26 protein-coding genes are annotated in these 24,839 nt (G+C 63.6%); 17 read left to right on the forward strand and 9 right to left on the reverse strand.

Features of this window, described 5'->3' with window-relative positions; genetic code table 11:
- The gene (locus V3W39_RS20435) at positions 1-846 is read right to left on the reverse strand and encodes an alpha/beta fold hydrolase (protein ID WP_330213212.1); all 846 of its coding nucleotides are present in this window, start codon (positions 844-846) and stop codon (positions 1-3) included.
- 105 nt (positions 847-951) lie between these two features.
- Between V3W39_RS20435 and V3W39_RS20440 the strand changes: the two genes are divergently transcribed.
- Positions 952-1,815 (forward strand): LysR family transcriptional regulator, encoded by an 864-nt coding sequence (locus V3W39_RS20440; protein ID WP_177112690.1) that lies wholly within the window; start codon positions 952-954, stop codon positions 1,813-1,815.
- Here the strand turns inward: V3W39_RS20440 and V3W39_RS20445 are convergent, their stop codons facing one another.
- From V3W39_RS20445 to V3W39_RS20455, 3 genes are all read right to left on the reverse strand, one after another.
- A complete protein-coding gene (locus V3W39_RS20445) occupies positions 1,816-2,877 on the reverse strand; it encodes an FUSC family protein (protein WP_177112692.1) in 1,062 nt (353 codons plus the stop codon).
- A gap of 164 nt (positions 2,878-3,041) precedes the next feature.
- Entirely contained in the window at positions 3,042-4,667 is a 1,626-nt protein-coding gene (locus V3W39_RS20450; RefSeq protein WP_177112694.1) for an NADP-dependent glyceraldehyde-3-phosphate dehydrogenase, read from the reverse strand.
- Positions 4,668-4,745: 78 nt separating this feature from the next.
- Positions 4,746-6,008, reverse strand: coding sequence for an MFS transporter (locus V3W39_RS20455; RefSeq protein ID WP_330213213.1), 1,263 nt, complete (start codon positions 6,006-6,008; stop codon positions 4,746-4,748).
- 126 nt (positions 6,009-6,134) lie between these two features.
- Between V3W39_RS20455 and V3W39_RS20460 the strand changes: the two genes are divergently transcribed.
- Together V3W39_RS20460 and V3W39_RS20465 are read left to right on the forward strand one after the other, a co-directional pair.
- A complete protein-coding gene (locus V3W39_RS20460; RefSeq protein WP_177112698.1) occupies positions 6,135-6,857 on the forward strand; it encodes an ArsR/SmtB family transcription factor in 723 nt (240 codons plus the stop codon).
- Positions 6,858-6,885: 28 nt separating this feature from the next.
- On the forward strand, positions 6,886-7,752 hold the full coding sequence (locus tag V3W39_RS20465; RefSeq protein WP_177048062.1) for a Dyp-type peroxidase: 867 nt from the start codon (positions 6,886-6,888) through the stop codon (positions 7,750-7,752).
- Between the two features lie 255 nt (positions 7,753-8,007).
- Here the strand turns inward: V3W39_RS20465 and V3W39_RS20470 are convergent, their stop codons facing one another.
- From V3W39_RS20470 to V3W39_RS20485, 4 genes are all read right to left on the reverse strand, one after another.
- Entirely contained in the window at positions 8,008-8,142 is a 135-nt protein-coding gene (locus V3W39_RS20470) for a hypothetical protein (protein ID WP_330213214.1), read from the reverse strand.
- Between the two features lie 143 nt (positions 8,143-8,285).
- Positions 8,286-8,414, reverse strand: coding sequence for a hypothetical protein (locus tag V3W39_RS20475; RefSeq protein ID WP_330213215.1), 129 nt, complete (start codon positions 8,412-8,414; stop codon positions 8,286-8,288).
- Positions 8,415-8,848: 434 nt separating this feature from the next.
- Positions 8,849-9,304 carry a winged helix-turn-helix domain-containing protein gene (locus tag V3W39_RS20480; RefSeq protein WP_177080036.1) on the reverse strand — a complete coding sequence of 152 codons (456 nt, stop codon included), beginning with the start codon at positions 9,302-9,304 and terminating at the stop codon, positions 8,849-8,851.
- Between the two features lie 72 nt (positions 9,305-9,376).
- Positions 9,377-12,595, reverse strand: coding sequence for a type III effector HrpK domain-containing protein (locus V3W39_RS20485; protein ID WP_330213216.1), 3,219 nt, complete (start codon positions 12,593-12,595; stop codon positions 9,377-9,379).
- Positions 12,596-13,158: 563 nt separating this feature from the next.
- Between V3W39_RS20485 and V3W39_RS20490 the strand changes: the two genes are divergently transcribed.
- From V3W39_RS20490 to V3W39_RS20520, 7 genes are all read left to right on the forward strand, one after another.
- Positions 13,159-13,320, forward strand: a complete 162-nt coding sequence (locus tag V3W39_RS20490; protein WP_003207273.1) for a hypothetical protein — start codon at positions 13,159-13,161, stop codon at positions 13,318-13,320.
- Between the two features lie 115 nt (positions 13,321-13,435).
- Positions 13,436-14,329 (forward strand): SctD/MshK family protein, encoded by an 894-nt coding sequence (locus V3W39_RS20495; protein WP_259199702.1) that lies wholly within the window; start codon positions 13,436-13,438, stop codon positions 14,327-14,329.
- A 28-nt stretch (positions 14,330-14,357) separates the two neighbouring features.
- On the forward strand, positions 14,358-14,714 hold the full coding sequence (locus tag V3W39_RS20500) for a hypothetical protein (RefSeq protein ID WP_177080035.1): 357 nt from the start codon (positions 14,358-14,360) through the stop codon (positions 14,712-14,714).
- The gene (locus V3W39_RS20505; protein ID WP_371132102.1) at positions 14,714-15,049 is read left to right on the forward strand and encodes a tetratricopeptide repeat protein; all 336 of its coding nucleotides are present in this window, start codon (positions 14,714-14,716) and stop codon (positions 15,047-15,049) included. Before V3W39_RS20500 ends, V3W39_RS20505 begins: the two co-directional genes overlap by 1 nt.
- A complete protein-coding gene (gene sctV, locus V3W39_RS20510) occupies positions 15,046-17,184 on the forward strand; it encodes a type III secretion system export apparatus subunit SctV (RefSeq protein WP_330213217.1) in 2,139 nt (712 codons plus the stop codon). Before V3W39_RS20505 ends, sctV begins: the two co-directional genes overlap by 4 nt.
- Positions 17,181-18,461, forward strand: coding sequence for a type II and III secretion system protein family protein (locus V3W39_RS20515; protein ID WP_177122132.1), 1,281 nt, complete (start codon positions 17,181-17,183; stop codon positions 18,459-18,461). The genes sctV and V3W39_RS20515 overlap by 4 nt, the downstream gene beginning before the upstream one ends.
- A gap of 14 nt (positions 18,462-18,475) precedes the next feature.
- Positions 18,476-18,856 (forward strand): hypothetical protein, encoded by a 381-nt coding sequence (locus V3W39_RS20520; RefSeq protein WP_177116252.1) that lies wholly within the window; start codon positions 18,476-18,478, stop codon positions 18,854-18,856.
- A 545-nt stretch (positions 18,857-19,401) separates the two neighbouring features.
- Here V3W39_RS20520 and V3W39_RS20525 read toward each other — a convergent pair.
- Positions 19,402-20,166: a tetratricopeptide repeat protein gene (locus tag V3W39_RS20525; protein ID WP_330213218.1), complete on the reverse strand. Its 765-nt coding sequence runs from the start codon at positions 20,164-20,166 to the stop codon at positions 19,402-19,404.
- A 48-nt stretch (positions 20,167-20,214) separates the two neighbouring features.
- Here V3W39_RS20525 and V3W39_RS20530 point away from each other — a divergent pair, with 48 nt between their 5' ends.
- Genes V3W39_RS20530 through V3W39_RS20560 form a run of 7 tightly spaced genes read left to right on the forward strand, consistent with a single transcriptional unit; the run spans position 20,215 to position 24,781 of the window.
- The gene (locus V3W39_RS20530; RefSeq protein WP_177048585.1) at positions 20,215-20,781 is read left to right on the forward strand and encodes a type III secretion protein; all 567 of its coding nucleotides are present in this window, start codon (positions 20,215-20,217) and stop codon (positions 20,779-20,781) included.
- A 31-nt stretch (positions 20,782-20,812) separates the two neighbouring features.
- Complete coding sequence (locus V3W39_RS20535) at positions 20,813-21,043, forward strand: hypothetical protein (protein WP_177048583.1); 231 nt, start codon at positions 20,813-20,815, stop codon at positions 21,041-21,043.
- A gap of 9 nt (positions 21,044-21,052) precedes the next feature.
- Complete coding sequence (locus V3W39_RS20540) at positions 21,053-21,490, forward strand: hypothetical protein (protein WP_330213219.1); 438 nt, start codon at positions 21,053-21,055, stop codon at positions 21,488-21,490.
- Positions 21,491-21,494: 4 nt separating this feature from the next.
- Positions 21,495-22,277, forward strand: a complete 783-nt coding sequence (gene sctJ / locus V3W39_RS20545; RefSeq protein WP_330213220.1) for a type III secretion system inner membrane ring lipoprotein SctJ — start codon at positions 21,495-21,497, stop codon at positions 22,275-22,277.
- Complete coding sequence (locus V3W39_RS20550) at positions 22,274-22,891, forward strand: type III secretion protein (RefSeq protein WP_177048577.1); 618 nt, start codon at positions 22,274-22,276, stop codon at positions 22,889-22,891. Before sctJ ends, V3W39_RS20550 begins: the two co-directional genes overlap by 4 nt.
- The gene (locus V3W39_RS20555) at positions 22,884-23,462 is read left to right on the forward strand and encodes a FliH/SctL family protein (RefSeq protein WP_330213221.1); all 579 of its coding nucleotides are present in this window, start codon (positions 22,884-22,886) and stop codon (positions 23,460-23,462) included. The genes V3W39_RS20550 and V3W39_RS20555 overlap by 8 nt, the downstream gene beginning before the upstream one ends.
- Positions 23,459-24,781: a FliI/YscN family ATPase gene (locus tag V3W39_RS20560; RefSeq protein ID WP_330213222.1), complete on the forward strand. Its 1,323-nt coding sequence runs from the start codon at positions 23,459-23,461 to the stop codon at positions 24,779-24,781. Before V3W39_RS20555 ends, V3W39_RS20560 begins: the two co-directional genes overlap by 4 nt.
- The last annotated feature ends 58 nt before the right edge of the window (positions 24,782-24,839 follow it).

Genomic DNA, 24,839 nt, shown 5'->3' on the forward strand with positions numbered 1-24,839 from the left:
TTAATCGCTTGTGTGAACGCGGCCAATAAAGTCCAACAGGTACTCGCTCACCCGTCCCGGCGCGTCCTCCATCAGAAAGTGTCCCGCGTTTTCCAGCACATGCAGGGCAGCCCCCGGAATATCCCTTTGCAGGCGCTGCGCATACACCAGCGGCTGCCACTCGTCTTCGGCGCCCCACAGAACCTGCACCGGCAAATCCATGCCTGGCAGACGTTCGGCAAAATCGGCGGTGTACCGTGCGTCGTAATGTGCCACCTGATGCTGGTAGAACGCCGGCTGGCCGACCACACCGCTGATCGGTGCCAGGTACGCCTCCAGCAACTCACCTTGCATCACGCTCTTGTCAAACACGGCCATGGCCAATTGCCGGCTCATCAACGCCTGATGTTCGTGCGGCGCCATGCGCCCGTGCTCGGCAAACCGTTGGTGAATCCCGCGCCAGGTGGGTGATGGCCACGAGTCATAGCTGGGCGCGTCGGCGATCGTCAATGAGCGCACCCGGTGTGGGTGCTCCAGGGCAAACAGCAGCGCGATGACGCCACCGATGTCATGCCCCACCAAGTGCACGTCCTCAAGCCCCCAGTGGTCGAGCAAACTGCCAATCAGCTGGCTTTGCGCCGCCACTGAAGTGTCTGCTTGCACGGGGCGTTCCGAAGCGCCGAACCCCAGCAGGTCGAACAGGTGAACCTGCAGACCGGCGGCGGTCAGATGTGGCACCACATTGCGCCAGATGATGGAGTGGGCGGGCGTGCCGTGCAGCAACAGCACCGGCAGCCCGTCACCGTGGCGGCCTGTGGCAATGCGCCAACCGTTGATCAAGGCAACTTCGTTCAGCAGGGCAGTCATGGCAAATCCTCGCGGTGATGAAGGCTTTACCCTAAAGCGCCGCTGGCCATGACACCAATGACAACTTACTCTCTGCCAATCCTGTTTTTGTCATAGGCCATGCTCATGAACCAGCGACTGCCCATCGATGTACTGAGGGCCCTGCAAACCGTGGTGGAAACCGGCAGTGTCACCCGGGCGGCTGAGCGGCTGAATCTCAGCCAGTCGGCGGTCAGCTGGAAGATCAAGCGGCTGGAGAAACAGTTGGAGCGGCCGCTGATCCAGCGCGAAGGCCAGCGCCTGGTGGCCAGCGACGACGGTGCGCAGTTGCTGATCCACGCCCGGCGCATCCTTGAAGCCCACGACGCGGCCCTGGCGCACTTCAATCCGGTGCAGCTGCAAGGCACCATCCGCCTGGGCGCCACCGAACAGGTGCCGATGGCCGAGCTGTCGAACCTGCTGGGCCAGTTTTCCCGGCAGCATCGCCAGCTTGATGTGCGGATTGTGGTGGAACAGAGCCACGTGCTGCGCCAGGCCCTGGTGGACCGTGAACTGGACCTGGCGCTGCATCAGGATTTCACCCACCGCGTCGAAGCGCGGGACCAGTTGCTGTGGAGCGAACATGTGCACTGGTGCGCCCAACCCGGTTGGCACCACGCACCGGATGATTGCGTGCGGCTGATCACGTTCGGGCCTGGCTGTTTCTACCGGCAACTGGCCCAGGAACGGCTGAGTGCCTTGGGCATTCCCTGGCAGGTGGCGGTAGAGTGCGGTTCGGTGGAGGGCGTGATATCGGCCATCGCCGCCGGGTTGGGCGTGGGCCTGCTCAGCAGCGATCACCTCGACAAGCGCGTGGCAGTGCACCGACCTTTCGAACAGCAGATGCCGCTGCCCGAAGTGGCCAATGTATTGCGCTTCGCCGAAGACAGCCCCGAGCCCCGGCTACAGGCGTTGCAGCACCTGTTGGTCCAGGCGCTGCACCGGGATTGATCAGATTTTCCAGTGGCTGGCGGTCTTGGCCAGGCGCTGGCGCATGTCATCAACGTTGGCTGCCAGTTGCAGAGTCAATAACCGGTAACCGTCCAGCGGGTTGACCACCGGCACTTCAAAGGTCTGCTCGTGGGGCGTCGTGTTGCTCGGCCGCTCCAGTCGCTCGGTTACCCCCGACTTCAAGGCCCGTGCCATCCCGATCAACTGCACCCGTATCTGTCGATGCTCGCTCTTCAACGCCACCTGCATCCGCGCCAGGGCTTCCTTGTCCCGTGGGTCGGGCCGGGTGTTGCCGAGGATCTCCAGGGTGCTGATGCACATGCGCAGGTGCCGCTGGATGATGTCCAGTTCGGTCATGGAAATCCGCACTTCCTTGGACACCGACGGCATCAGCGAACGCAGTTGCAGCATGGCGGCGTTAAGCCGATTGAGCAGCTTGAGGTGTTCATCATCGGTCACCGACTGGCCGCTGATGATCCGGCTGTAGATCGCCGCGCAATCGCGCAAGGCACTGGCCAGGTTGTAGCGCCAGGAATACACCGCGTACAGCGGCAGGGCGAAGGAAAACGCCAACGCCAGGACGATGCCAATCAGGATGTCCACCGTGCGCCACAACCCGTCCGACAGCGGGTTGTCGCCATGGCCGGCGACGATAAACACGGTGATCGCCGACAGCAGCGCGATGTACCCGCCCTTGCCGATGGCGTGATAGGAAAAGAACCCGCACACCACCGACATCAGCAGGTAGGTCAACAGCGGCTGGCCCAGGTAGGTCTCCTGCACCACCAACAGCAACCCGACGCTGGCCCCGATCAACGTACCGTAGGCACGCTCGACGGCTTTCTTGCCGATATTGCCGTGGTGCTGCAACCCGCCGATCACGATCAGCATCGTTACCGAGGCCCACTCACCGTGGGGCAGGTTGATGCCGGTGGTGAGCAGGATCGTGGCGAGCAAGCCGATGGAAACCCGTACCGCGTGGATCAGTTTGGCGTGGCGGTAACGCCGGTACGGGTCCAGCAGCGGGCGCAGCAAGCGGCGGGCGAAGAGGGGTAAGTGCAATGAAAACGGTCTCAAGGTGGCCTCGGTCGAACAGGCGCCGTCGACTCAGGGTGGGAGCTGGCTTGCCTGCGATAGCGGTGTCATAGCCAACATCACTGTTGGAGGTGAGTCCGTCATCGCAGGCAAGCCAGCTCCCACAGGAGTTCGGCGACCTATTTCAGGGTTCAGAAAATATAGTCAGTGGTCAGGAAGCTCGACGTGCGCTCCTGCAAAATGTCGCTCACCAGTTCCTTGTTGCTCGCCTGGAACTTGGTCGCCACCAGGGTACGGATCGAAAACACCCGCAACGCATCATGTACCGACAGCGTGCCCTCGGCCGAGTTCTTGCGCCCGTTGAACGGGAAGCTGTCGGGCCCGCGCTGGCACTGGGCGTTGATATTGATCCGGCCCACCTGATTGGCGAACGCATCCACCAGCCGCCCGACTTCACCCGGGCTGGTGCCGAAGATACTCAGTTGCTGGCCGAAATCCGATTCCAGCACGTAGTCGATCACCGTCTCCAAATCGCGGTACGGCACGATCGGCACCACCGGGCCGAACTGTTCCTCGTGGTACACGCGCATCTGCGGGTTCACCGGGTACAGCACCGCCGGGTAGAAAAACGAGCCACGGCTGGCGCCGCCATTTTCATTCACCACCTTGGCGCCGTGGGCCAGTGCATCGGTGACCAGGCCTCCGAGGTAATCAACCTTGCCCTGCTCGGGCAGCGGCGTCAGCGATACACCGTCTTCCCACGGCATGCCCGGCTTGAGGGTGGCCAGCTTGCGGTTGAATTTCTCGATAAAACTGTCGACCACATCCTCGTGTACAAACAGGATCTTCAACGCGGTGCAACGCTGGCCGTTGAACGACAGGGAACCGGTGACGGCTTCGTTGACCGCATTGTCCAGGTCGACCTGCGGCAGCACGATCCCGGGGTTCTTCGCGTCCAGGCCCAGTGCCGCACGTAGACGGTGAGGCTTTGGGTGCAGCTTCTTCAAATCGCTGGCGGCCTTGTTGGTGCCGATAAACGCAAAGATATCGATCTTGCCGCTGGCCATCAGCGCGCTGACGGTCTCGCGGCCGCTGCCATAGATCACGTTGATCACGCCGGCGGGGAAGCTGTCGCGAAACGCTTCCAGCAACGGGCGAATCAGCAGCACGCCGAGCTTGGCCGGCTTGAACACCACGGTGTTGCCCATGATCAGCGCCGGGATCAGCGTGGTGAAGGTCTCGTTCAGCGGGTAGTTGTAAGGGCCCATGCACAGCGCCACGCCCAGCGGCACTCGGCGGATTTGCCCGAGGGTGTCCTGTTCCAGCTCGAAGCGGCTGGAGCGGCGGTCGAGTTCCTTGAGGGCGTTGATGGTGTCGGTAATGTAGTCGCAGGTGCGGTCGAATTCTTTCTGCGAGTCCTTGAGGTTCTTGCCGATCTCCCACATCAACAGCTTCACCACCGCGTCGCGTTGTTCACGCATGCGCCGCAAAAACGCTTCGACGTGCTGGATGCGATCCACCACGCGCATCGTCGGCCAGGCGCCCTGGCCACGGTCGTAGGCGGCAACGGCGGCGTCGAGGGCGGTCAGGGCGGTGTCGGCGTCCAGCAGCGGGGTGCTGCCGATGATCACCGGTGTGTCACCGTCGGTACCGCGCAACTGCACCGGGCTGCGTACTTCGGCCAAGGGGCCGTTCCACACATGCAACTGGCCGCCGACCAGGTAATCACGTTGTTCAATGGGCGCCGCGAGCCGGAATTGCTCGGGAATCTCGGCGGCAGTGGGAAACAGCTGGGCGAGCAGGTTGTCGGTGGTCATGTCGCTACCCCTTAAGTGGTTGCAAAACGTGACTAGAGATTCACCCATCAACGCCCCGTGTGGCAAGGGCTAGACGCATTACGCCCGGATGTGGCCCGCCAACAAGCCACCGAACAGCGCCACCCCGAGCGCCGCGCCCACCTGTCGGGCGGCGTTGAGGGTGCCGGCGGCGATACCGGCGCGGTGCTTGTCCACAGTGCCCATCAAGGCGCTGGTGGCAGCGGGGGTGATCAACCCGGCGGCCAGGCCGATCACCGGCATCGGCAGGGCGATCCACAGGTAGGACGTGGTGGGGCCATAGAGCAACAGCGGGCCGAAACCCGCCAGGTATAAAAGCAGTGCCACACCGATCAACCGTTCGCTGCCCCAGGCCTTGACCAGTCGGCCGGCGACCAGGCTGCCCAGGCTCACCAGTGCGGTCAGCGGCAGGAACGCCAGGCCCGTCCATAATGGTGAGTAACCCAGCACCCGCTGGAAATACAGGCTCAGCAGAAATACCAGGCCGTAGAGCATCAACGCCGAGATCAGCGACACCGCCACACAGGCGCTGAACACCGGATTAGCGAACAGCTTGAGCGGTAGCATCGGCTGGGCGTGGCGAATTTCAATCCGGATGAAGGTGCCCCAGGCCGCCACGCTCAGCAGGCCGGCCAACAGAATTGGCGTGGAGAACCAGCCGCGAACCGGGCCTTCGATCAGCACGCCAATCAAGGTCGCCAGCGCCAGGATCGCGCTCAATTGCCCGCGCACATCCAGCGCCCTTGGCGAGCGCTCGCTGGCGTTGAGCCGGGCGCTCAAGCCAATCGCAATCAGCCCCAGCGGCAGGTTGGCGAGGAAAATACTGCGCCAGCCAAACAGCTCGATCAGCACGCCGCCCACCAACGGGCCGGCTGCCATGGCGATACCGCCGCAACTCGCCCATACGCCGATGGCCGTCGCACGTCCGGCCGGATCGTTGGCAAAGGCTTGGTTGATCAGCGTCAGTGAGCCGGGCACCAACAGCGCTGCGCCAACCCCTTGCAGTACCCGCGCCGCCACCAGCGTCATCCAGTCGCCGGACACGCCGCACAGCAACGAGGCCAGGGTAAACACCACCAGGCCCACCAGATAAAGCCGGCGGGCACCAAAGCGATCCCCCAATGCGCCGCCACTGAGCAGCAGGCTGGCAAAACTCAGGGTGTAGGCGCTGACCACCCATTGCAGCCCGCTGATGCCGGTGTGCAGTGTGTCGGCGATGCGCTCCAGGGCGACATTGACGATGGAAGTGTCGAGAATCACCAGCACATAACTGAGGCTGGTGGCGGCCAGTACCCGGCGTTGTGCAAGAAGAGGAGAGGGCATTGCGATCATCCTTGAAGAACCAGGCGGCGAATCTAGCGCGGGCGCCGGTGCCGATGTTTCGACGGTGATCGAAGCATGGCGTCGTTCGCTGCGCCTATACTGGCGCGGTCCTGCTGGAGACCTGCCATGCCCCTTGCTGCCAACTTTTCCGATGTCGCCGCGCTGATCGCCGAGCCGGCCCGCGCTGCGATCCTGCTCGCACTGTTCGACGGCCGCGCGCTCCCAGCCGGCGAACTGGCCCATGCTGCCGCCGTCACGCCGCAGACCGCCAGCACCCACTTGGCCAAACTGTTGGCCGGTGGCTTGCTGACCTGTGAAACCCAGGGCCGTCACCGTTATTACCGTCTGGCCGGCGCCCATGTGGCGCGGGCCATCGAGTACCTCAGCGTGATCACCCCGGTGCCGGCCAAACCCCTGGCACGCCAGGCCCAGGGACTGCGGTTTGCGCGCTGCTGCTACAACCACCTGGCCGGGCAAATGGGCGTCGCCATCACCCAGGCCCTGGAACACTGCGGGTACCTCCTGGCCGTGGAGGACAAACGCTACGAACTGCTGCCGGCAGGGGCGCAGTGGTTTGCCGCGCTGGGCATCGACCTGGCGGCGCTCAAACCCTCGCGCCAGGGCCTGGCGCAGCAGTGCCTGGACTGGACCGAGCGCACCCATCACCTGGCCGGCCCGCTGGGGGTACAACTGCTCAACGCGCTGTGCGAGGCCGACTGGCTGCGCCGCTCGAAAAACTCCCGGGCGGTGCTGGTCACGCCCAAAGGCTGGGCGCAACTCAAGGCACAGTTGAACCTCGACCCGCGAAGCCTGGAAAACCTTGAGCACAACCCGGCACTGGCCGGGTAAACTGCGCGGCTTTCTTGAAGGAGTTCACATGAGTCAGTACCAGCCGGGCATTCTTGCCGCACCGGTGCCGTTGCAGGCACGCCATCTGTTTTTTGCCATTGAGTCCGTGGACGCTGTGCCTGCTGCACTGGATGCGCTGGTGCACTTGGTGGACGCCAATGCAGTGGTTGGTTTCGGTGAGCCGCTGGTCAACGCCTTGGGTGCCCGGATTGAAGGGCTGCGGGCGTTCCCTCATGTGAGCGGGCCGGGGGCGGAGAATCCGTCGACCCAGCAGGCGCTGTGGGTCTGGTTGCACGGTGTGGATCGCGGTGAGTTGCTGTTGCGCAGCCGGGCGTTTGAGAAGGCTCTGGCGCCGGGGTTTGGTCTGGTGCAGATGACCGAGGGTTTTCGCTACAAGACCGGGTTTGACCTGACTGACTATGAGGATGGCACCGAGAATCCGCATGATGATGCGGCGGTGGATGCGGCGGTGGCGCCGGGTGGGGCGAGCTTTGCGGCGATCCAGCAGTGGCAGCATGACCTGGATGGGTTTGCTGCTTTGCCGGCGGTGGAGCGGGATCACATTATTGGTCGGCGTCATGGTGATAACGAGGAGCTGGAGGATGCGCCGGAGTCGGCGCACACCAAGCGTACGGCCCAGGAGAGTTTTAGTCCGGAGGCGTTTGTGGTGCGTCGGTCGATGCCTTGGGCCGAGAATGGGCAGGCGGGGTTGATGTTCCTGGCGTTTGGGCATTCGTTTGATGCGTTTGAAGCGCAGTTGCGGCGGATGAGTGGGCTTGAGGATGGGATTGTTGATGGGTTGTATCGCATCAGCAAGCCGTTGACTGGGGGGTATTATTGGTGCCCGCCTGTGCGCGATGGGCGGGTAGATTTGGGTTTGGTTTTTTTGGGTTGAGTACATATCCGTTGCTGCGGTAACGGCGGCTTATGGTTCCGCTCTTACAGCGGGTCACTTTTGAAAAGCGCAAAAGTAACCAAAACGCTCTGCCCCGCCTGTCGGCACCTCGCCTAGGCTCGGTGTTCCCTCACTCCGGCATTGCTCCGCGGGCCGCCGCGACGGGGCGTCCCTGCCCCGTCGCGGCTAAACCGGCGTCCTGCCGGTTTACCCGCTCCTCAATCCCTGCGTTCGGCCTCGGGCTGAATGGGGCAGTCAGATCAAAAGCAAGATCAAGATCAAGATCAACAGCACGGCGGCCTGAAAGCCGACCTGAGTGTGGTGAAGCAAAGGCAAAAGCTGCTTTTCTGTAGGAGCTGGCTTGCCGGCGATGCAGGCAACTCGGTGCATCAGGTACACCCAGTTGATGCCATCGCCGGCAAGCCAGCTCCTACAGTGGACCGTGGTCGCTTTAGATTTTGATTTTGCCTTTGCTTCACCACACTCTACCCGCTCCTCAATCCCTGCGTTCGGCCTCGGGCTGAATGGGGAAGTCAGATCAAAAGCAAGATCAAGATCAACAGCACGGCGGCCTGAAAGCCGACCTGAGTGTGGTGAAGCAAAGGCAAAAGCTGCTTTTCTGTAGGAGCTGGCTTGCCGGCGATGCAGGCGACTCGGTGCATCAGATACGTCCAGTTGATGCCATCGCCGGCAAGCCAGCTCCTACAGTAGAACGTGCTCGCTTCAGATGTTGATCTTGCCTTTGCTTCACCACACTCAGGTCGGCTTTCAGGCCGCTGTGCTGTTGATCTGCTTTTGATCTTGATCTTAGGCGCCCCGTTAAACCACGCTGGCCGAACGCAGGTAGTACGGAGCGGGTAAACCGGCAGGACGCCGGTTTAGCCGCGACGGGGCAGGGACGCCCCGTCGCGGCGGCCCGCGGAGTAATGCCGGAGCTGAGGGCACACCGAGCCTAGGCGAGGTGCCGAGTGGTGGGGCAAGAGCGTTTTGCTTACTTTTGCGCTCTTCAAAAGTGAGCCGCTGTAAGAGCGGAACCAATAGCGGCCCTGACCGAAGCAACGGATATGCCCCCCCCCCCGATCCAAATCACCAAGGCTCAGCTATTAAGCCTCTCCAGCAACCCCCCGCGCACCGGCGCCACCTCACCACCCAAACACCGGCGACAGCTATAAACCCCCAACACCACAGGCTTTTTCACCGCCCCACGCTCCACCCAGGTAGTCGCGACAAACCGATACCCCTGGCCCGTCGCCGTGGCGATATACGCCGAATCTTCATCCCCCAACGCCCGGCGGATCGCCTTGATCTGCGCCCGCAGGTTGCATTCCTCCACCACCAGCCGTGGCCAGGCAATGTCCAGCAATTGGGTTTTCTCCAGCAACTCCCCAGGCCGTGAGGCGAGGGCAATCAGCAAGGTCAGGGCGCGGTTGCCCAAACTCACCGGCTCACCGTTTTTCAGCAGCAGATGACGTCTGGGCAGCAGTTGATAAGGGCCGAAGTGAATTTCAAAAGCGCCGCTGTCTTCCTGGTGTCTGCGTTGTGAATACGTCATGTGATTAACCTTTGTGCATGTTCAAGACACAGCCCCGCGCACCTCCCTTTCGCGCAGGGCTGCAAGGGAGGGTCAGGTGTTGATCGCCGGGATCGGGTCTTCCGGGTAATCCCCGGGTTCTGTCGGGCCGCCGGTCAAACCGTATTGCTTGAGCACCGGTGCAAGCTGACCGTAGAACGCGTCCTGCGCCTTGCCATGGGCATCCGCCAGGGCAAAGGGCAGGAAGGCGCTGCCGATCCCGCCCAGGATCGCCGTAGCTCCGCCGAGGATGCCGCTGATCGTCCCCGCCACCGCGCCGATTTCCGTGGCGCCGTACAACCCGGCCCCGGCTTCCACCAGCCCGGCCACCGCCGCACCCGTGCCGAGCACGCCCGTGGCGACGGAGAAACTGCCGCTCAGGTAGTCACCTTTTTTCAGCGAGTCGACACCGCCAATCACCCCGATCACGCCGCCGATAATCCCGCCCGCCGAGCCGATGATCTTGCCGGCCGCGCCCAGATTGGCGATTTGCTGCGGGCTGAGCGGGCCCTTGCCCACCGGCACCTTGCCGGGGAAATCGCCAATGGTGCCGCCGTCCGGGCGGTTGACCCAGGTGATGCCATATCCGGCTTCCTTGGCGTATTTGGTGCCGCCTTCCATCAACAACCCGGCAAATTGCAGCCCGGCGGATACCCGGTTGGCATCGGCGATGGGCGTGTTGCTGCCGCTGGCCGAGCGGGCCATCAGCACGCCGCTCATCAGCACGGCGCTGCCGATGTGCAACAGGCCTTGCTTGAACGCCGGGCTGACGTCGCCGAACTTCATGCCTTCGATAGCCTTGGGCAGTGCATCGGCAATCTTGTTGCCCTGGCGCCCGATGTCCCATACCGAGCGCAGCATTGACACCACTTGCGCCGGGTCGATCTTGCCGCCGTCGGAGGTGACGAACATCTCGGGGTCTTTCTGCTGGGCGTCGTTGATCGCAGCAGTCACCTTGGCTTCGTCGAAGTTGCCCTTGCCGTCCCCGAGGGTGATGTTCAGGGTGTCGGTGGTCGCACCGCCGAGCAGCGCATCGCCGAGGGCTTCGTTGAAATTCACCTGCAAGGTGGCGGCGTCTTCCGCCGATGCCTTGCCCCCCAGGAAGGCCTGGGCCGAGGCGGTGCTGGCGGCGAAGCTGCTGGCGGCGACGGTCGGGTCCATTCCGCCGGCCACCGCGTCGGTGAAGGCTTTGCCGGTCACCAGTTCGTTCTTGTAGTACTGCTGGATGTTGTCGCTTTGCCCAGCCTTGTCCGCGATGCCGGTGAGGTCCACATGGCCGTTGCCCCCCAGCGCCAGGTTGGCGATGGTCGTATCGTTGGCGGCGTTTTGCAGGCCTATGCCCATGTCGATCTGCTTGCCGTTCTGGTCCTTGGCATTGAGGTTGTCGTTGAGGTTTTTTCCGGTCTCGATGCTATTGGTGTAGTAGTCCTGCATCGCGACTTTCAGGCTCGGGTTGCTGTCGACGATGTCGGCCAGTGCCGGGCCGCGGTTGTTTTGCAGGAAGCCTTGCACGTCCGGGTCGGCCGAGAGGGTTTCGATGCCGCTTTGCAGCTGCGCCTTGATCTTGTCTTCGTTGGGGTTGAGGCCGTAGTTGGGCGAGGTGTACTTGTCCATCAGGCCGGCGTGGGGCACGTAATCGCTCACCAGCAGGCGGGTTTGCGCATCGGTCAGTTGCACCAGCACCGCGGCTTTTTGCTCGCCACTGTAGTTCTGCGGGTTGGCCAGGATATCGGCGGTCAGGCCCGAGGTGTCGACGCCGGCGACGGCGTCACGGGTGGCGGCGCCGTCGAGGAAGGTCAGGGTGTCGCTGTCGGTTTTCGGTGCCTGTTTTTCCAGCCAGGCGCCGATGTTGTCGCGGGTGCCGATGCCATCCGACTTACCGGTGGCCGGGTTGTCGCCGCCGGTTTCCAGGGCGTGGAACATCCCGGGTTTGGACCACATCGCCGCCGCGCCGGTCAGCTCGGTACTCAGGGCCGAATCGCTGCCCAACGCTTCCAGGTTGTCGCTGCGCAGCATGCCGTCGTTGCTGCGCTGGTTGGCGTCACCGGGGCGCATCGCGGAGCCTGCGCCAGCGGCCAGGCTCTCGTTGGCCATCAGGATCGCCGCCGACTTGGCGTTGGCCTTGGCCAGGTCGCCCGGGTGGCTGCCGAGGAAACTGCCATAGGATTTCGACGCGGCGCCGAGGTCCTTGCCGGCGTTGTCGATGAAGTGGTCGACATCCGAATGGGTGATCACATTGTCGGCCTTGCCGCGCCCGCCGGTGTCCAGCGCGGCCATCAGGCTCGGGCTGCTGGCCACGTACTTGAGCACGGCCTGGGCTTCCGGCGGCAGGGTGGTGGGCGGGTTGGCGAAGTCGATCGGCGCGCCGTGCAGGCCCCAGGCGTCCCAGTTTTGCGAGAGTAATTGGGCGGCCGCCTTGGGCCGGTTCAGGTCCAATTCTTCCTTGGTCGGCGTGCCGCTGGTGTTGCCGGTGATGGTGTCCCAGTCCTTGGCGCCGGATACGCCGAACGACGAGGTGTCGATCCAGGAGGTGTCCGAGGCGCCGGCCGCACCAGTACTGCCGGCGTACAGCTTGGCCACCTGGTCGTACAGCGCCGGGGTGATGTCCTGGGACACGATCACCTTGTCGCCGGAGGCGGTGGTGTAGCGAATCAACCCCGGCCCGACTTCCTCGGGCGGACCGATATTAGCCGCCGGGTCCATGGTTTCGGTGGGGCCGGCCAGGCGATAGCCCTCGGCCTGGCTGGCGTTGATCGCGAACAGCTTGGCCGAGTCACCGCTGACCTGGGCAAACAGCGCAGGCGTCTCCTTCTGGCTGACCACGATTTTGTCGCCGGCACTGGTCTCGTAGCGGATCAGCCCCGGGCCCAGTTCGGTGGTGCTGCCGATCGCCTTGTAGTTGCCCAGCCCCGGCGCCACGGTGCTGGCGTCGGCCTCCTTGTAGCCGGCGCTTTTGCTGTCGGCCAGGTTCTTTTCAAGGGTCGCGTCGCTTTGCTGGGCGTTGTACTGGTTCACCAGTTGCTCAAACAGCCGGGGGTTGTCGATTTGCTTGAGGGTCACCGGCTTGTCGCTGCCCAGCGGGGTGTAGGTGATGCTGTTGTTCACCGGTGCCTGCACATTCTGGTAGGGCAGAGGGATCGAGGGGCCGCGGATTTTCGAGGGGTCGAATACGGGCTTGTCGACGGCGGTGAACAGGGCTTTTTCAAACGTGCTCCGGGAACCATCCGGGCCCTTGTTATCGGCAGGATCAAGGCCATTCGGGATCGCAGTCATAGATCACCTGGAAGTTGTTTTATATAAGTCGGCATTTAGTGCAAGTGCACTAACTTGGGCGGGCGAAAGTTACGAAGTGTTATTGAACGAGCCCGCGCCGAGCTATCAAACGCGATGATCAAGTCGCTTTTGTTACAAATGGCAATATCTGCAAAGTTGGGCAAATGGCTATTAGTTAAAAGTGTGAAGTTGTCGGCTTATTTTCCGAATAATAATGGGCGATCAACGGATTTGCGTGGCGCTTAACGGCATCGAATTGTTCAATAACGTTCATTTTAGATGGCGCAAGCCCCGTAATCATTGGGGTGTGGTGTGTATCGGTTTTTCAATAAAAGTTCCGCACCTGCGCGGCGATGAGATTGGCTCAACGGCGTGTTGAGCCGGATTTTTCACAGCGCCTGCGGTGAACGTTTCACAAGCTTTCACAGCGAAGGCGTTTTATTCGTGAGTAGTATGGGTCCCATGCAAACCGACAGCTGCATTGCCAACTCACTGTCTGACGCTGGGAGTTCGGTTCGGTTTGCATGCGGCTTAACTTCCCTATCGATGCAAGGAGATTGAACATGGCTACTACTCCACCAGTAAGTGCAGGCGGCGCCGACGACGCTATCGCGAAGATGGAAGCAACTTTCAACATGGCTATTGAGAAGTCGGCCAAGATCACCGAGATCAGCACCGCGAAAAAAGCAGAGCTCGACGCCACCAAACAGCGTCCGCAGAACTGATTCGCCTTGCGGGCAGCGCCGGCGCTGCCCGCATACCTGCCTTACCCCGTTGCACCGTTGTTGATCGGCACAGGTGCCGTTGCGGCCTGTGATTCTCAAGGGGGCAAACCCAACCATGACAGCCTTGATTTCCCTGGGCCTGCCCGCCGTGAACGGCGCGCCGACCCTGCTTGTGACCCACGGTTTGCACCAGGGCAGTTCCCTGATGCTCGACCAGCCGGTCTACACCCTTGGCGCCGCGCTGGCTGCCGACCTTCAGCTCAGCGATCCCGGGATTGCCGAGTTGCACCTGCGCCTGCGTTTTGAAGGTGCGCAGGTGGCCGTCGAAGCCCTCGGCGGTGAGGTACTGATCACCGGCACTGCCGGTGATATCCGCATTCCCCAGGGCAGCGGCCATCGCGCGCGGCTGCCGCTGCAACTGCGTATCGGCACGGCGGGTGTGAGCCTGGCGCTGCCGGGCAGCCCGGAAAAACCACCTGCGGCGACACGCACTTTTACCCCTTGGATCATCGCCACCGCCTTGCTGTTTGTCTGCGCCGGCGCCCTGGCTTTTCGCAACGACCCGCCTCAGGCCCAGGCTGCAATGCCCGTCGCCGAAAAAACCGTGGCCAAGCCATCCCGCGCCGAGGCCAAGGCCTGGTTCGAAGGGCAACTGCAGGCCGCCCACCTGGACGCGGTGAAGGTCAGTGATACCGACGGCCAACTCAATGCCAGCGGCTCCTTCGAACGGGCACAAAAGCCCCAGTGGGTCGCCCTGCAACAAGCCTTCGACCAGCGTTACGGCCAGCAGATCGTGCTCAACCCACGGGTCGCGGTGCGCGCGGATGCGGCCCGGCCACGGGTGCGCTTTCAAGCGGTGTGGTTCGGCGCCAATCCCTACGTGATCAACGACAGCGGCAAGCGCCTGTACCCCGGCGCGGCCCTGGCCGACAACTGGGTGCTGGACCGCATCGAGAACAATCAGGTGATCCTCGCCCGTGGCGAAGAGCGCTTCACCTTCACCTTATGACGCTGCTTTTTTCAGCTAAGGCCCCGGGATGAAAGTCGAACCGCGTCCGTTGATTCCCAGTGATGTGCGCAGCGCACCGGTCGAGGCGATTCGCCCGGTCAACTCGCGCCAGGCCACTGCCTTCGAAGCAGTGCTGAAAACCCGCAAGGTCCAGTCCCGGCGCTCCCTGCGCAGCGACCTGGAAGAACTCACCAGCGCCGCCGGCGTCGACTCGCTGCTGTTCGGCAGCGCGCGCTCCCTGGAGCTGCTGGAACACGTGATGCAGCACCTGTTGCCGAACCTCGACGCCGAGCCGGAGATCAAGGCACTGGCCCACGACCTGATCAGCGAGGAAATCGAGATGCGCCGCACCCTCGAACAACAACGCTCGGAGGTCCAGGCCTGATGTCCCGGGATAACAACGATGCGGTGCAATTGCTCAAGGGCATTGGCGAGCTGTACCGGCGCAACGGGCAGTCACAGCGTGCTCTGGTGATGCTGCTGATTGCCGTGAGCGTGGCGCCCGACGACGGCCTGTTGCTGCGTTCGCTGGTGCTGGCGTTCACCGACAGCGGTGACGCCACCCGCGCACTTTCGGCCCTGGACCGCCTGGTGGCGCTGGAAGGCGAGTCCGCCAGCCTGTTGCTGCTGCGCGCCCGAGCGCTGTGGTACGGCGAACGCAAGGACGAGGCACGCCAGTGCTTCAAACGCTACCTGGCCGCACGGAGAGTGGCGCCATGAACCTGCTCAATCGCCTGAACGGCATCGCGCGCATGGCCGCCCAGCGCACCGACGTGATCATCGTCGCGTTCATGCTGATGGCGATCGTGATGATGATCATCCCGTTGCCCACCTACCTGGTGGACATGCTGATCGGACTGAACATTGCCCTGAGCATCCTGATCCTGATCGTGGCCTTCTACATCGGTCACTCGGTGGAGTTCTCGGCGCTGCCGCCGCTGATCCTGCTCAGCACCCTGTTTCGCCTGTCGCTGTCCATCACCACCACCCGTTTGATTCTGCTGCACGGCGACGCCGGGCATATCGTTAAGGCCTTCGGTGACTTCGTGATTGCCGGCCAGGTGGTGGTGGGCATGGTGGTGTTCCTGATCATCACCGTGGCGCAATTCGTGGTGATTACCAAGGGCGCCGAACGGGTCGCGGAAGTGGCGGCGCGGTTCACCCTGGATGCGATGCCCGGCAAACAGATGAGCATCGACAACGACCTGCGCAACGGCGATATCGACCAGGCCGAAGCCCGCCGCCGGCGTTCGCGCCTGGAGCGTGAGAGCCAGATGTTCGGCGCGATGGACGGGGCGATGAAGTTCGTCAAGGGCGATGCGATTGCCGGGTTGGTGATCCTCGCGGTCAACCTGCTGGGCGGCATGCTGATCGGCATGATCGAGCGCGACATGGCCTTCGGCGCAGCGGTGCACACCTATTCGCTGCTGACCGTGGGCGACGGTTTGATCGCACAGATCCCGGCGCTGTTGATCTCCGTGGCGGCGGGCACCGTGGTCACACGGGTCAACAGCGACGGTGAGGCGGGCGACCTTGGCAGCGAGATTCTCAAGCAGTTGGGCGCCAGTTATCGAGCCCTCGGTTTGACGGCGTTGATCATGGTCGGCGTCAGTGTGATCCCGGGCTTTCCGACCTGGGTGTTCCTCGGTTTGTCGCTGGTGTTTGGTGGCGCGGCGTTCGTGATGTACCGCCGCCATACCCGGGAAAACCAGGTGGAGCCTGAAGTGCTGATCGAAACCCTGGAGCCGGTAGTAGAAGCGCCGGCCGAGCAGGAGTACGGCGTGGCCCCCGACACCCGCGTATTGCTGACCCTCGGCAGCGCCCTGGCCCTCAGCGCACCGCGCCAGTTGCTGACCCAGCGCATTGAAGCGCTGTGCCACGACATTCGCAGCGACCTCGGCGTCGACGTGCCGGTGCCGGGCGTGCACATGGACGCCAAGGCCACACCGGGCAGTTTCCGGGTGTCCCTGGAAGGCGTGCCGGTGAGCGAGGGCGAGATGCCGGTCAACTGCCTGCTGTTGCAGGACGATCCGGTGCACGTGCAACTGCTGGACATCGCTACCCTGCAAGCCGATTCACCGCTTAATGGCCGTGCCGCGCACTGGATCGAACGCCAGCACGAAGACGCCTTGCGCAACGCCGGCATCGGTTTCCTGCTGCCGGACGAAGTGCTGCGCGGCGTGCTGGAACGCAGCCTGCGCCGCTATGCCGCGGACTTTCTCGGGATCCAGGAAACCCGCCTGCTGCTCGAACGCACCGAAGCCACCTACGGCGAACTGGTCAAGGAAGCCCTGCGCCTGGTGCCGTTGCAGCGGGTGGCCGAAACCCTGCGCCTGCTGGTGGGCGAGGGTGTGTCGATCCGCAATCAGCGAGCCCTGCTGGAAGCCATGGTGGAGTGGGGCGCCCGCGAAACCGACGCCAGCCGCCTGGCCGAACACCTGCGGGCCGCGTTGGCACGGCAGATCAGCCATCAATACGCCGATCGTAATCGGGTGATTGGCGCGTTGGTATTGGCGCCGGGTTTGGAAGACCAACTGCGCGCATCCCTGCGTCGCCAGGAACCCAGCCGCGAAGTGATCCCCGAGGAGGTCAACCGCGCCTTGCTCGCCCAGTTGCGCCAGGCCTGCGACAAAACTACCGAAGCCAACAGCGCGGTGTTGCTGGTGCACCCGGAGCTGCGCCGCAGCCTGCGGCGCCTGGTGCTGCGCGGTGAACTGGAGCTGGCGGTGTTGTCGTTTCGCGAGCTGGCCACTGAATACAACCTGCAAGCCCTGGTGACCATCAGCCTCACCGATATCTCCAACCGCCGTGCACCTGCCGCGGCTTCCGTCACTTCCCTGGCGTCTGCCTCATGATCCGTTTTTGTCTGTTGTTGCTGACGTTGGTCTCGTTTTTTTGCAATGCCCAGGACATCGCCAACGGTGCCCAGGGCTCCATCAGCCTGGCCTCCGGTGAAGGCCGGATCCTGCATTTTGTGGCGCCGGTGGAGTCGGTGCTGGTGGCCGAGCCGGGGATTGCCGACCTGCAAGTGGTGTCGCCGGGGGTGATCTATATCTTCGGCAAGGCGCCGGGCAATACCAGCCTGATTGCCCTTGGCAGTGACGGCAAACAGCTCGCCAGCCTGAGCCTGGCGGTCAGCAGCGCGACCCAGGCGGTGACCGCGCCGATGCAGGAATTGCATCCCGGCAATGGCGCGCAGATCAGCGGTGCCGGTAACCGCTTGATCGCCAGGGGCACGGTGCGTTCGGTGGGCGAAGCGACGGACTTGAATGCGTTGCTCAACCCTCAAGGCCAGGGTTTTCAGAGCGCGGTCAACACCACCGAATATGCTGGTGCGGCCCAGGTCAATCTGCGGGTGCGCTTCGCTGAAGTGTCGCGCTCGGAACTGCTGCACTACGGCGTGAACTGGAACGCCATGTTCAGCAACGGCACCTTCTCCTTCGGCCTGATTACCGGCGGGCCGCTGGCAGCCGCGACTGCCGGCGGCCTGGCGGCAGCGGGCAGCGGCTCGGGCAATACCAATATCGACGGCATGCTCGACGCGTTGCAGGCCAACGGCATCCTGCAAATCCTGGCCGAGCCGAACATCACCGCCATGACCGGGCAGACCGCGAGCTTCCTGGCGGGCGGCGAAGTGGCGATTCCGGTGCCGGTGAACCGGGACCTGGTGGGGATCGAATACAAGTCGTTCGGCGTGTCGCTGCTGTTCAACCCGACCCTGCTGCCCAACGGCCGTATCGCCCTGCAAGTGCGTCCCGAGGTCAGCAGTGTGGTGAGTGGCGGCACGGTGGATTTCGGCAATTTCCATGTGCCGTCGTTCAGCGTGCGCCGCGCCGATACACGGGTGGAAGTGGGCAGCGGGCAGACGTTTGCGATTGCCGGGTTGTTCCAGCGCGAGAGCAGCCAGGACATCGAGAAGCTGCCGTTGCTGGGCGACTTGCCGATCCTGGGCAACCTGTTTCGCTCCAAGCGTTTTCAGCGTAACGAAACCGAGTTGGTGATTTTGATCACGCCGTACCTGGTGGAACCGGTGCGCAGTCGCACCCTGGCCACGCCGCTGGATGCGCAGCCTGCCACCGCCGCAGCGGCGGGGCCGCGCAGTGGTGGGGCGTTTGGGTTCTACATGAATTGATGAGGGGGCATGGCATGAAAGTTTCGCGTTTGTTGATGTGTTTGCCCCTGTTGGTGATGGGTTGCAAGACGCATTTGGCGCCGGTGTATTACTCGCCGCAGTATCAGGCGGACGGGTTGCCGAGCCAGTGCCAGCAGCCGCCGGCCAAGGATGAGATCGGGCTGGATGAGGATTTCAAGGCGACCTTGCCGTTGGGTTGTGCGAACAATTTGAATTTGATGCAGATGGTGGAGCAGCGTCAGGATTTGAATCAGGGGCGGGCGACGGGGCCTGCGATGGCCGCGCCGGTTGGGCGGGCGGCGCAGGTGTATATCGAGGGGTTTGATCGGGAGCAGTTGCAGCGGCGGCAGGCTCAGCAAGAGGCCAAGGCTGGCGCACCGGGAGCACAGCAATGACCCTGCGTACGCATTCCCCCTGTAGGAGCTGGCTTGCCAGCGATAACGGTATTCCAGACCAAGGAGATCTGTCTGTCACACCGCCATCCAAATGTGGGAGCTGGCTTGCCTGCGATAACGGTATTCCAGGCCAAGGAGATTTATCTGTCACACCACAATCCAAATGTGGGAGCGGGCTTGCTCGCGAAAGCGGCCTAACGGTCGGTGAGTTTCTTGAAGCAGACCGAGTACATATCCATTCCTGCGGTAACGGCCACTTAGGGTTCCGCTCTTACAGCGGGTCACTTTTGGCAAACGCCCCAAAAGTAACCAAAAGGTCTTTGCCCCACCACTCGGTGCCTCGCCCAGGCTCGGCATGCCCGCACTCCGGCCCGATTCCGCGGGCCGCCGCGACGGCCCGTCCCTGGCCCGTCGCGGCTAAATCGGCATCCCTGCCGATTTACCCGCTCCACCGTGCCTGCTTGCGGCCATCGTGGTTGACGGGGCCTGATAGATCAAAAGCAACGTCAAAAGCAGTGCAACAGCAAGATCAAAAGCTGTTGGGTTTAGTGCGTATCCACCAACCCCAACTCCCGCGCCTGCGCAACCGGGTCGCTGATGGCTTTGATGCGATTGGCTTCGGCAACCAGCCGTACTCGCTCAGCCGCCGGAATGTCGTCCAGTGGCAAGCTGGCCACTCGTTGTTCGTAACCCGCCAACACCAGCACCAACAACTCATTACGCTGATGCCGTGGCAACGCGCGGGGCGATTGGGTGACCGGGGCGATGGTGTCCAGCGCCTGCTGCGCCTGGCCGCCAAGGGCATAGGCCAGCGCCAGGTTGCAGCGGCTGTCGAGGTCGTCGGGTTGCAGGCTCAGGCTTTTGGCGAAGGCGGTTTGTGCCGCGACGGCCTGGCCATTCAGCACTTGAGCGATGCCCAACCGGGTGTAGGCGACCGGCGTTTGGCTGGCCTCTGCAGCTTGCCCCAGGGCCGTCACGGCGCGTTGGGTTCTGCCCAGTCGCAGTTGTGCGGTGCCCAGCCCCAGCAAGGCGTCGGCGTTGTGGGCCTGAAGGCCGAGGGCTTGCTGGAAGGCGCGCTCGGCACCGGCCGCATCGTTGCCGTCGAGCCGTGCCTGGCCGAGTTTGAGCCACAGGTCGATGCCGGCGCCCGGTTGCTGGGCCGCATGTTCATACAGCGCCGCCGCGCTGGCGTAGTCGCCACGTTTGTTCAGGTCGTTGGCCAGCTTTACCGAACGGTCGGAATCGCTCGGGGCAGGGCTGGAACAGGCGGCCAGCAACAGGCTGCCGGCAAGCAAAAAGTGTTTGGTCATCGTCACAACTCGTTGGGCGAAGGCGGACGCCATGTAAGCATATTTTCCATGGCGCTCCTATGTCTGTCGGTGCTGTTTGGCACCTCGATCGCCCACGCCGACGAAGAGCCGGAATGGTTCGCCAAACCCTACGCCTACGTGCTGGTGGACCAGGACGTGCGCGCCGCCCTCGAAGAGTTCGGCCACAACCTCGACATCCCGCTGGTGCTCTCCGACAAGGTTCGCGGCAAGGCCCGCAGCACCGTGCGCGCGGCCACCGCCGGGGAGTTCCTGCAGACGCTGTGCAGCACCAACGGCCTGACCTGGTACTTCGACGGCAACCTGCTGTACCTCAACGCCAGCGACGAAATCAGCACCAGGCTGTTCAAGGCCAGCGCCCTGAACCTGGACCAGTTGCAAGCCTATTTGAACAACCTCGATGTGTTCGGCCAGCAGTTGTCGATGCGCAACGGCCCCGAGGGCGATGAAGTCTTCGTTTCCGGGCCGCCGCCGTACCTGGCGCTGGTCCAGCAGCATGTGGATCACCTGCAACCCAAGGCCGCCGCGCCCGTTGTTGCACGCGAGCACGGCGTGCGGGTATTTCGCGGCGCCCAGGTGAGCACCGAAACCCCCTGATTCACCCCAACCCCAGCAAAGGAGCATGACCATGTCCGTAACCGCCGTAGACAGCAACCTCGCCCCCGGTGGCGCGAGCCCTGAAGCCAAGTTCAACGCCGCGGTGGATAACGCCAAGAGCGCCGACAAACCGGAGATGACCGACGCCGAATTCACCGATGCCCTGATCACCCAGGCGGTCACCATCGGCGGTCAATTCATCATCATGCCCAAGGCGCAGGAAATGCTGAATGACGCCCTGTCCGATGACGACGAAGAGTAGGGCGCAGCCATGACCATCAGTCTCGCAGCCGGCGCCGCGGCCTTGCCGCCGTCCGTCGGCGCGGGGCCCGCGGGGGCCTCGCAGAATCTGTTCGAGCACATGGCCAATACGGCCAAGGGTATGCCCGAGGGCGCCAGCCCCCATCAGATCGGCTCGGGCCTGATGGAGCGCCTGAACAGTTTTATCGACCGCTCCCGGACCTTTTCCGAGCGCGCCGATGTGCTCACCAATAACCCGTCGGCGCCACCCCAAGTGGCCGCTGCGGACATCCGCACCTCGGGTGCCTCACCCACGGCAGAGCCGGGCAAGAAAGTCGCCGAGCAGCAGGTCGACCAGATCGTCCATTCACTGGGCAAGATGTTCGACTACTCCATCGAAACCCAGATGGTGGTGCGTGGTGCGACGCAGATTTCCGGTTCCGCCAACACGCTGCTCAAGGGTCAATAACGCCATGCCAAGCCCGAATCGTGCCCTGCGCCTGCTGCTGATCAGCGTGCTCGCCAGCCTGTTGCAGGCCTGCGACATGGACCTCTACACCAACCTCAGCGAGCGCGATGCCAACGCCATGGTCGCGGTGCTGCTGCGCGACGGCATCCCGGCCACGCGCAAGGTGCAGGACAACGGCCAGTTGAAAGTGGTGGTCGACGAACAGCGCTTCGCCGAAGCCATGACCCTGCTGGACAACGCCGGCCTGCCCCAGCAGAGCTTTTCCAATATGGGCGAGGTCTTCAAGGGCAACGGCCTGGTGTCGTCGCCGGTGCAGGAGCGGGCACAGATGATCTACGCCTTGAGCGAAGAACTGTCCCACTCGGTGTCGCAGATCGACGGCATCGTCTCGGCACGGGTGCACGTGGTGCTGCCGGACAATGACCTGCTCAAGCGCGTGATCTCGCCGTCGTCGGCCTCGGTGCTGGTGCGCTACGATCCGGGCACCGACATCAATACGCTGATCCCGCAGATCAAGACCCTGGTGGCCAACGGCATTTCCGGCCTGAGCTACGACGGCGTGTCGGTGACGGCGATCAAGGCCGCGGTGTCCATCAGCCAGAACCCGGCACAACCGCGGCTGGCGCGCTTCATGGGCTTGTGGCTGCTGGAAGACAACCTCAACCAGGCGCGATTGCTGTTCGGTGGTTTGCTGCTGCTGGCCCTCGGCGCCTGTGGCGTGTTGGCCCGCCAGCAATGGGCGCGGCGCCAGTCCCAGGCGTTGTATGTGCTCAAGGAGGGTGAATGAGCCTGTTTGAGCGTTGGCAGGGCCTGATCGCCCAGCCGTTGCAGTTTGTGCGCGAGCAAAGCCTCGGCGAGTGTTTCGGCGAAGGCCTGCCGGTCGAGGTGCTGCAAGCCCTGCATGTGCAACCGCGTTTTCGCTCGCGGCTGGAGCAGTTGCTGGCGAGTCATTATCAGTTGGCGCCGCTGGCGCATCTGGTCACGCCACCGGCCGCCGATTTGCCGGTGCTGTTGCTGAACCCGGCGCAATTCGAGCGCCTGCCCAGGCTGTGCGGGGCGATCTGGCATGGCTCGACCCTGAGCCGGGAGATCCGCCGCGAGGTGGTCAATGAACTGCGTGAAGGCCTCGGCCAGGAAGCCTTTGCCCTGGCCCTGGCGAACCGGCAGTTGGGTGGCGCGGCCGACCTGTTGCGCGAGCCCGCCGAATTGATCGATGCCATCGACCGCGATGGCCTCACCTGCGTCGCCGCCTGGCTGCAAGCCCAGCCCGCCGAGTTGCAAGGCTGGCTGCAACTGCGGTTTGCGGCGCCCAAGGGTTACAGCGGGCGCTTGCCCCGCGACCTGGAAATTGTCCAGACCGTCGCCGCCCGGTTGCTCGCCGAGGAACTTGCCCATGAGTGAATTACCCAGCCGTCCCGCCGCGCGGATCCTGCGTGCCGAGGAGGCGGCGTTGTGGACCGATGGTTTTGCCTTTGTGCAAGCCGCCAGGGACCACGCCGAGCAGATCAAGGCTGACAGCGACCAGTGGCTGCACACCGCCCGCGCCGAAGGGTTTGAAAGCGCGCGCCGGGAAGGCGCGGAGCAGGTCGCGCAGTTGCTGCTGGAAACCCAGTTCCAGGTCCAGCATTACCTGGCCGGGCTTGAAGCGTCGCTGGCGGACCTGGCCCTGGGCATCGTGCGTGAAGTGCTCGGCGAACTGGACGACACCGACCGCGTGGTGCGTTGCACGCGCCAGGCCTTGAGTGCGTTTCGCCAGGGACAGGCCTTGACCTTGTGGGTGCCGTCTGCGGAAGTGAATGCCTTGCGTCAACAGTTGCTCAAGGACGGCATAGCGGTAGAAGCCGATGCGCAATTGAGCGCGGGCCAGGCCCGCCTGAGCAGCCCGGCGGGTTCGGTTGAGCTGGGGCTGGAGGCGCAACTGCAAACACTGCGCCGCAGCCTGTTGCCCTTTGCCGAAGAGGGCGTTGCATGAACCTCAATCACTTGCTGCCACGCTTGACCGAGCGCCTTTCACAGGCCCGCTTGCGCCCGATGCAAGGCACCGTACTGAGTATTCGTGGGGTGTTGTTGCGGGCCAGTGTCGCGGGCGCGAGCATCGGCGAGCTGTGCCATCTGCGGGACCCGGTCAGCGGCCGCAGCCTGAGTGCCGAAGTGATCGGTTTTGACGGTGACGAAGCGATCCTGTCGCCCATCGGGTCCATGGAGGGCCTGTCGACCCGCACGCAGATCATCGCCACCGGTGAAAGCCTCGGCGTGGCGGTGGGGGACGCGCAACTGGGGCGGGTGATCAGCCCCATGGGCGAGTTTCTCGACGGCGACGGCATACCGCCGACCCTGAACTTGCAGACTTACCCTTTGCATGCCGAGCCACCGGCGCCGTTCTCCCGGCAACTGATCGTGCGCTCCATGGCATTGGGCATTCGCTCCATCGACGGCTTGCTGACCCTCGCCCAGGGCCAGCGCATGGGCATCTTCGGCGAACCCGGGGTGGGCAAATCCTCGTTGCTGGCGAGCATCATCCGCAACAGCGAGGCCGACGTGATTGTGATCGGCCTGATCGGCGAGCGGGGCAGGGAAGTGCGCGAACTGCTGGACGTGCAACTGGACGCCCAGGCCCGTGCACGTACCGTCGCCGTCGTCGCCACTTCTGATCGTCCTGCCGCCGAGCGGGTGCGGGCGGCATTTGTCGCCACCACTTTGGCCGAGTACCACCGCGACCAGGGTCGCAACGTGCTGCTGCTGATGGATAGCCTTACACGGTTCGCCCGGGCCCAGCGCGAGATCGGCCTGGCGGTGGGTGAACCGCCGACCCGTCGCGGTTATCCGCCGTCGTTTTTTGCCACCTTGCCCAAGCTGCTGGAGCGCGCCGGCCCGGGCCCCGGTGGCAGCATCACTGCGCTGTACACCGTGCTTACCGAAGGCGATGCCGCCAGCGACCCGGTGGCCGAGGAAGCGCGCTCGATCCTCGACGGGCACATTGCCCTGAGCGCCGAACTGGCCCAGCGCAACTACTTCCCGGCGGTGGACGTGCTGCGCAGTCGCAGCCGCTTGATGGAGCAGGTCGCCGGTGACGAACACAAGCGCCTGGCGATGCGCATCCGTGAACTGATGGCGCGCTACGGCGAAATTGAAATGCTGATCCGCGTCGGCGAGTACTCCGCCGGGAGCGACCCGTTGGCCGACGAAGCGATCAGCCGCCACGCTGCAATCGAAGCCTTCCTGCGCCAGAACGCCGACGAGCCCAGCAGCCCCGAACACACCTTGATCCGCATGCGCCAGGTGCTGGCATGAGCCCGAAAGTGTGGGAGCTGTCGAGCTTCAGCGAGGCTGCGATGGCGTCAGTGCAGCC

It is taken from the genome of Pseudomonas sp. Z18(2022) (assembly GCF_036346535.1).
Taxonomy (GTDB): domain Bacteria; phylum Pseudomonadota; class Gammaproteobacteria; order Pseudomonadales; family Pseudomonadaceae; genus Aquipseudomonas; species Aquipseudomonas yamanorum_A.

Coding starts and splice junctions, on each gene's coding strand:
- V3W39_RS20495 (WP_259199702.1), top strand. CDS start 13,436: ATGACAGCCTTGATTTCCCTGGGCCTGCCCGCCGTGAACGGCGCGCCG.
- V3W39_RS20460 (WP_177112698.1), top strand. CDS start 6,135: ATGCCCCTTGCTGCCAACTTTTCCGATGTCGCCGCGCTGATCGCCGAG.
- V3W39_RS20555 (WP_330213221.1), top strand. CDS start 22,884: ATGAGTGAATTACCCAGCCGTCCCGCCGCGCGGATCCTGCGTGCCGAG.
- V3W39_RS20515 (WP_177122132.1), top strand. CDS start 17,181: ATGATCCGTTTTTGTCTGTTGTTGCTGACGTTGGTCTCGTTTTTTTGC.
- sctJ (WP_330213220.1), top strand. CDS start 21,495: ATGCCAAGCCCGAATCGTGCCCTGCGCCTGCTGCTGATCAGCGTGCTC.
- V3W39_RS20520 (WP_177116252.1), top strand. CDS start 18,476: ATGAAAGTTTCGCGTTTGTTGATGTGTTTGCCCCTGTTGGTGATGGGT.
- V3W39_RS20450 (WP_177112694.1), bottom strand. CDS start 4,667: ATGACCACCGACAACCTGCTCGCCCAGCTGTTTCCCACTGCCGCCGAG.
- V3W39_RS20470 (WP_330213214.1), bottom strand. CDS start 8,142: ATGCACCGAGTTGCCTGCATCGCCGGCAAGCCAGCTCCTACAGAAAAG.
- V3W39_RS20500 (WP_177080035.1), top strand. CDS start 14,358: ATGAAAGTCGAACCGCGTCCGTTGATTCCCAGTGATGTGCGCAGCGCA.
- V3W39_RS20535 (WP_177048583.1), top strand. CDS start 20,813: ATGTCCGTAACCGCCGTAGACAGCAACCTCGCCCCCGGTGGCGCGAGC.
- V3W39_RS20505 (WP_371132102.1), top strand. CDS start 14,714: ATGTCCCGGGATAACAACGATGCGGTGCAATTGCTCAAGGGCATTGGC.
- V3W39_RS20435 (WP_330213212.1), bottom strand. CDS start 846: ATGACTGCCCTGCTGAACGAAGTTGCCTTGATCAACGGTTGGCGCATT.
- V3W39_RS20490 (WP_003207273.1), top strand. CDS start 13,159: ATGGCTACTACTCCACCAGTAAGTGCAGGCGGCGCCGACGACGCTATC.
- V3W39_RS20465 (WP_177048062.1), top strand. CDS start 6,886: ATGAGTCAGTACCAGCCGGGCATTCTTGCCGCACCGGTGCCGTTGCAG.
- V3W39_RS20540 (WP_330213219.1), top strand. CDS start 21,053: ATGACCATCAGTCTCGCAGCCGGCGCCGCGGCCTTGCCGCCGTCCGTC.
- V3W39_RS20525 (WP_330213218.1), bottom strand. CDS start 20,166: ATGACCAAACACTTTTTGCTTGCCGGCAGCCTGTTGCTGGCCGCCTGT.
- V3W39_RS20550 (WP_177048577.1), top strand. CDS start 22,274: ATGAGCCTGTTTGAGCGTTGGCAGGGCCTGATCGCCCAGCCGTTGCAG.
- V3W39_RS20480 (WP_177080036.1), bottom strand. CDS start 9,304: ATGACGTATTCACAACGCAGACACCAGGAAGACAGCGGCGCTTTTGAA.
- V3W39_RS20440 (WP_177112690.1), top strand. CDS start 952: ATGAACCAGCGACTGCCCATCGATGTACTGAGGGCCCTGCAAACCGTG.
- V3W39_RS20485 (WP_330213216.1), bottom strand. CDS start 12,595: ATGACTGCGATCCCGAATGGCCTTGATCCTGCCGATAACAAGGGCCCG.
- V3W39_RS20530 (WP_177048585.1), top strand. CDS start 20,215: ATGGCGCTCCTATGTCTGTCGGTGCTGTTTGGCACCTCGATCGCCCAC.
- sctV (WP_330213217.1), top strand. CDS start 15,046: ATGAACCTGCTCAATCGCCTGAACGGCATCGCGCGCATGGCCGCCCAG.
- V3W39_RS20455 (WP_330213213.1), bottom strand. CDS start 6,008: ATGCCCTCTCCTCTTCTTGCACAACGCCGGGTACTGGCCGCCACCAGC.
- V3W39_RS20475 (WP_330213215.1), bottom strand. CDS start 8,414: ATGCACCGAGTCGCCTGCATCGCCGGCAAGCCAGCTCCTACAGAAAAG.
- V3W39_RS20560 (WP_330213222.1), top strand. CDS start 23,459: ATGAACCTCAATCACTTGCTGCCACGCTTGACCGAGCGCCTTTCACAG.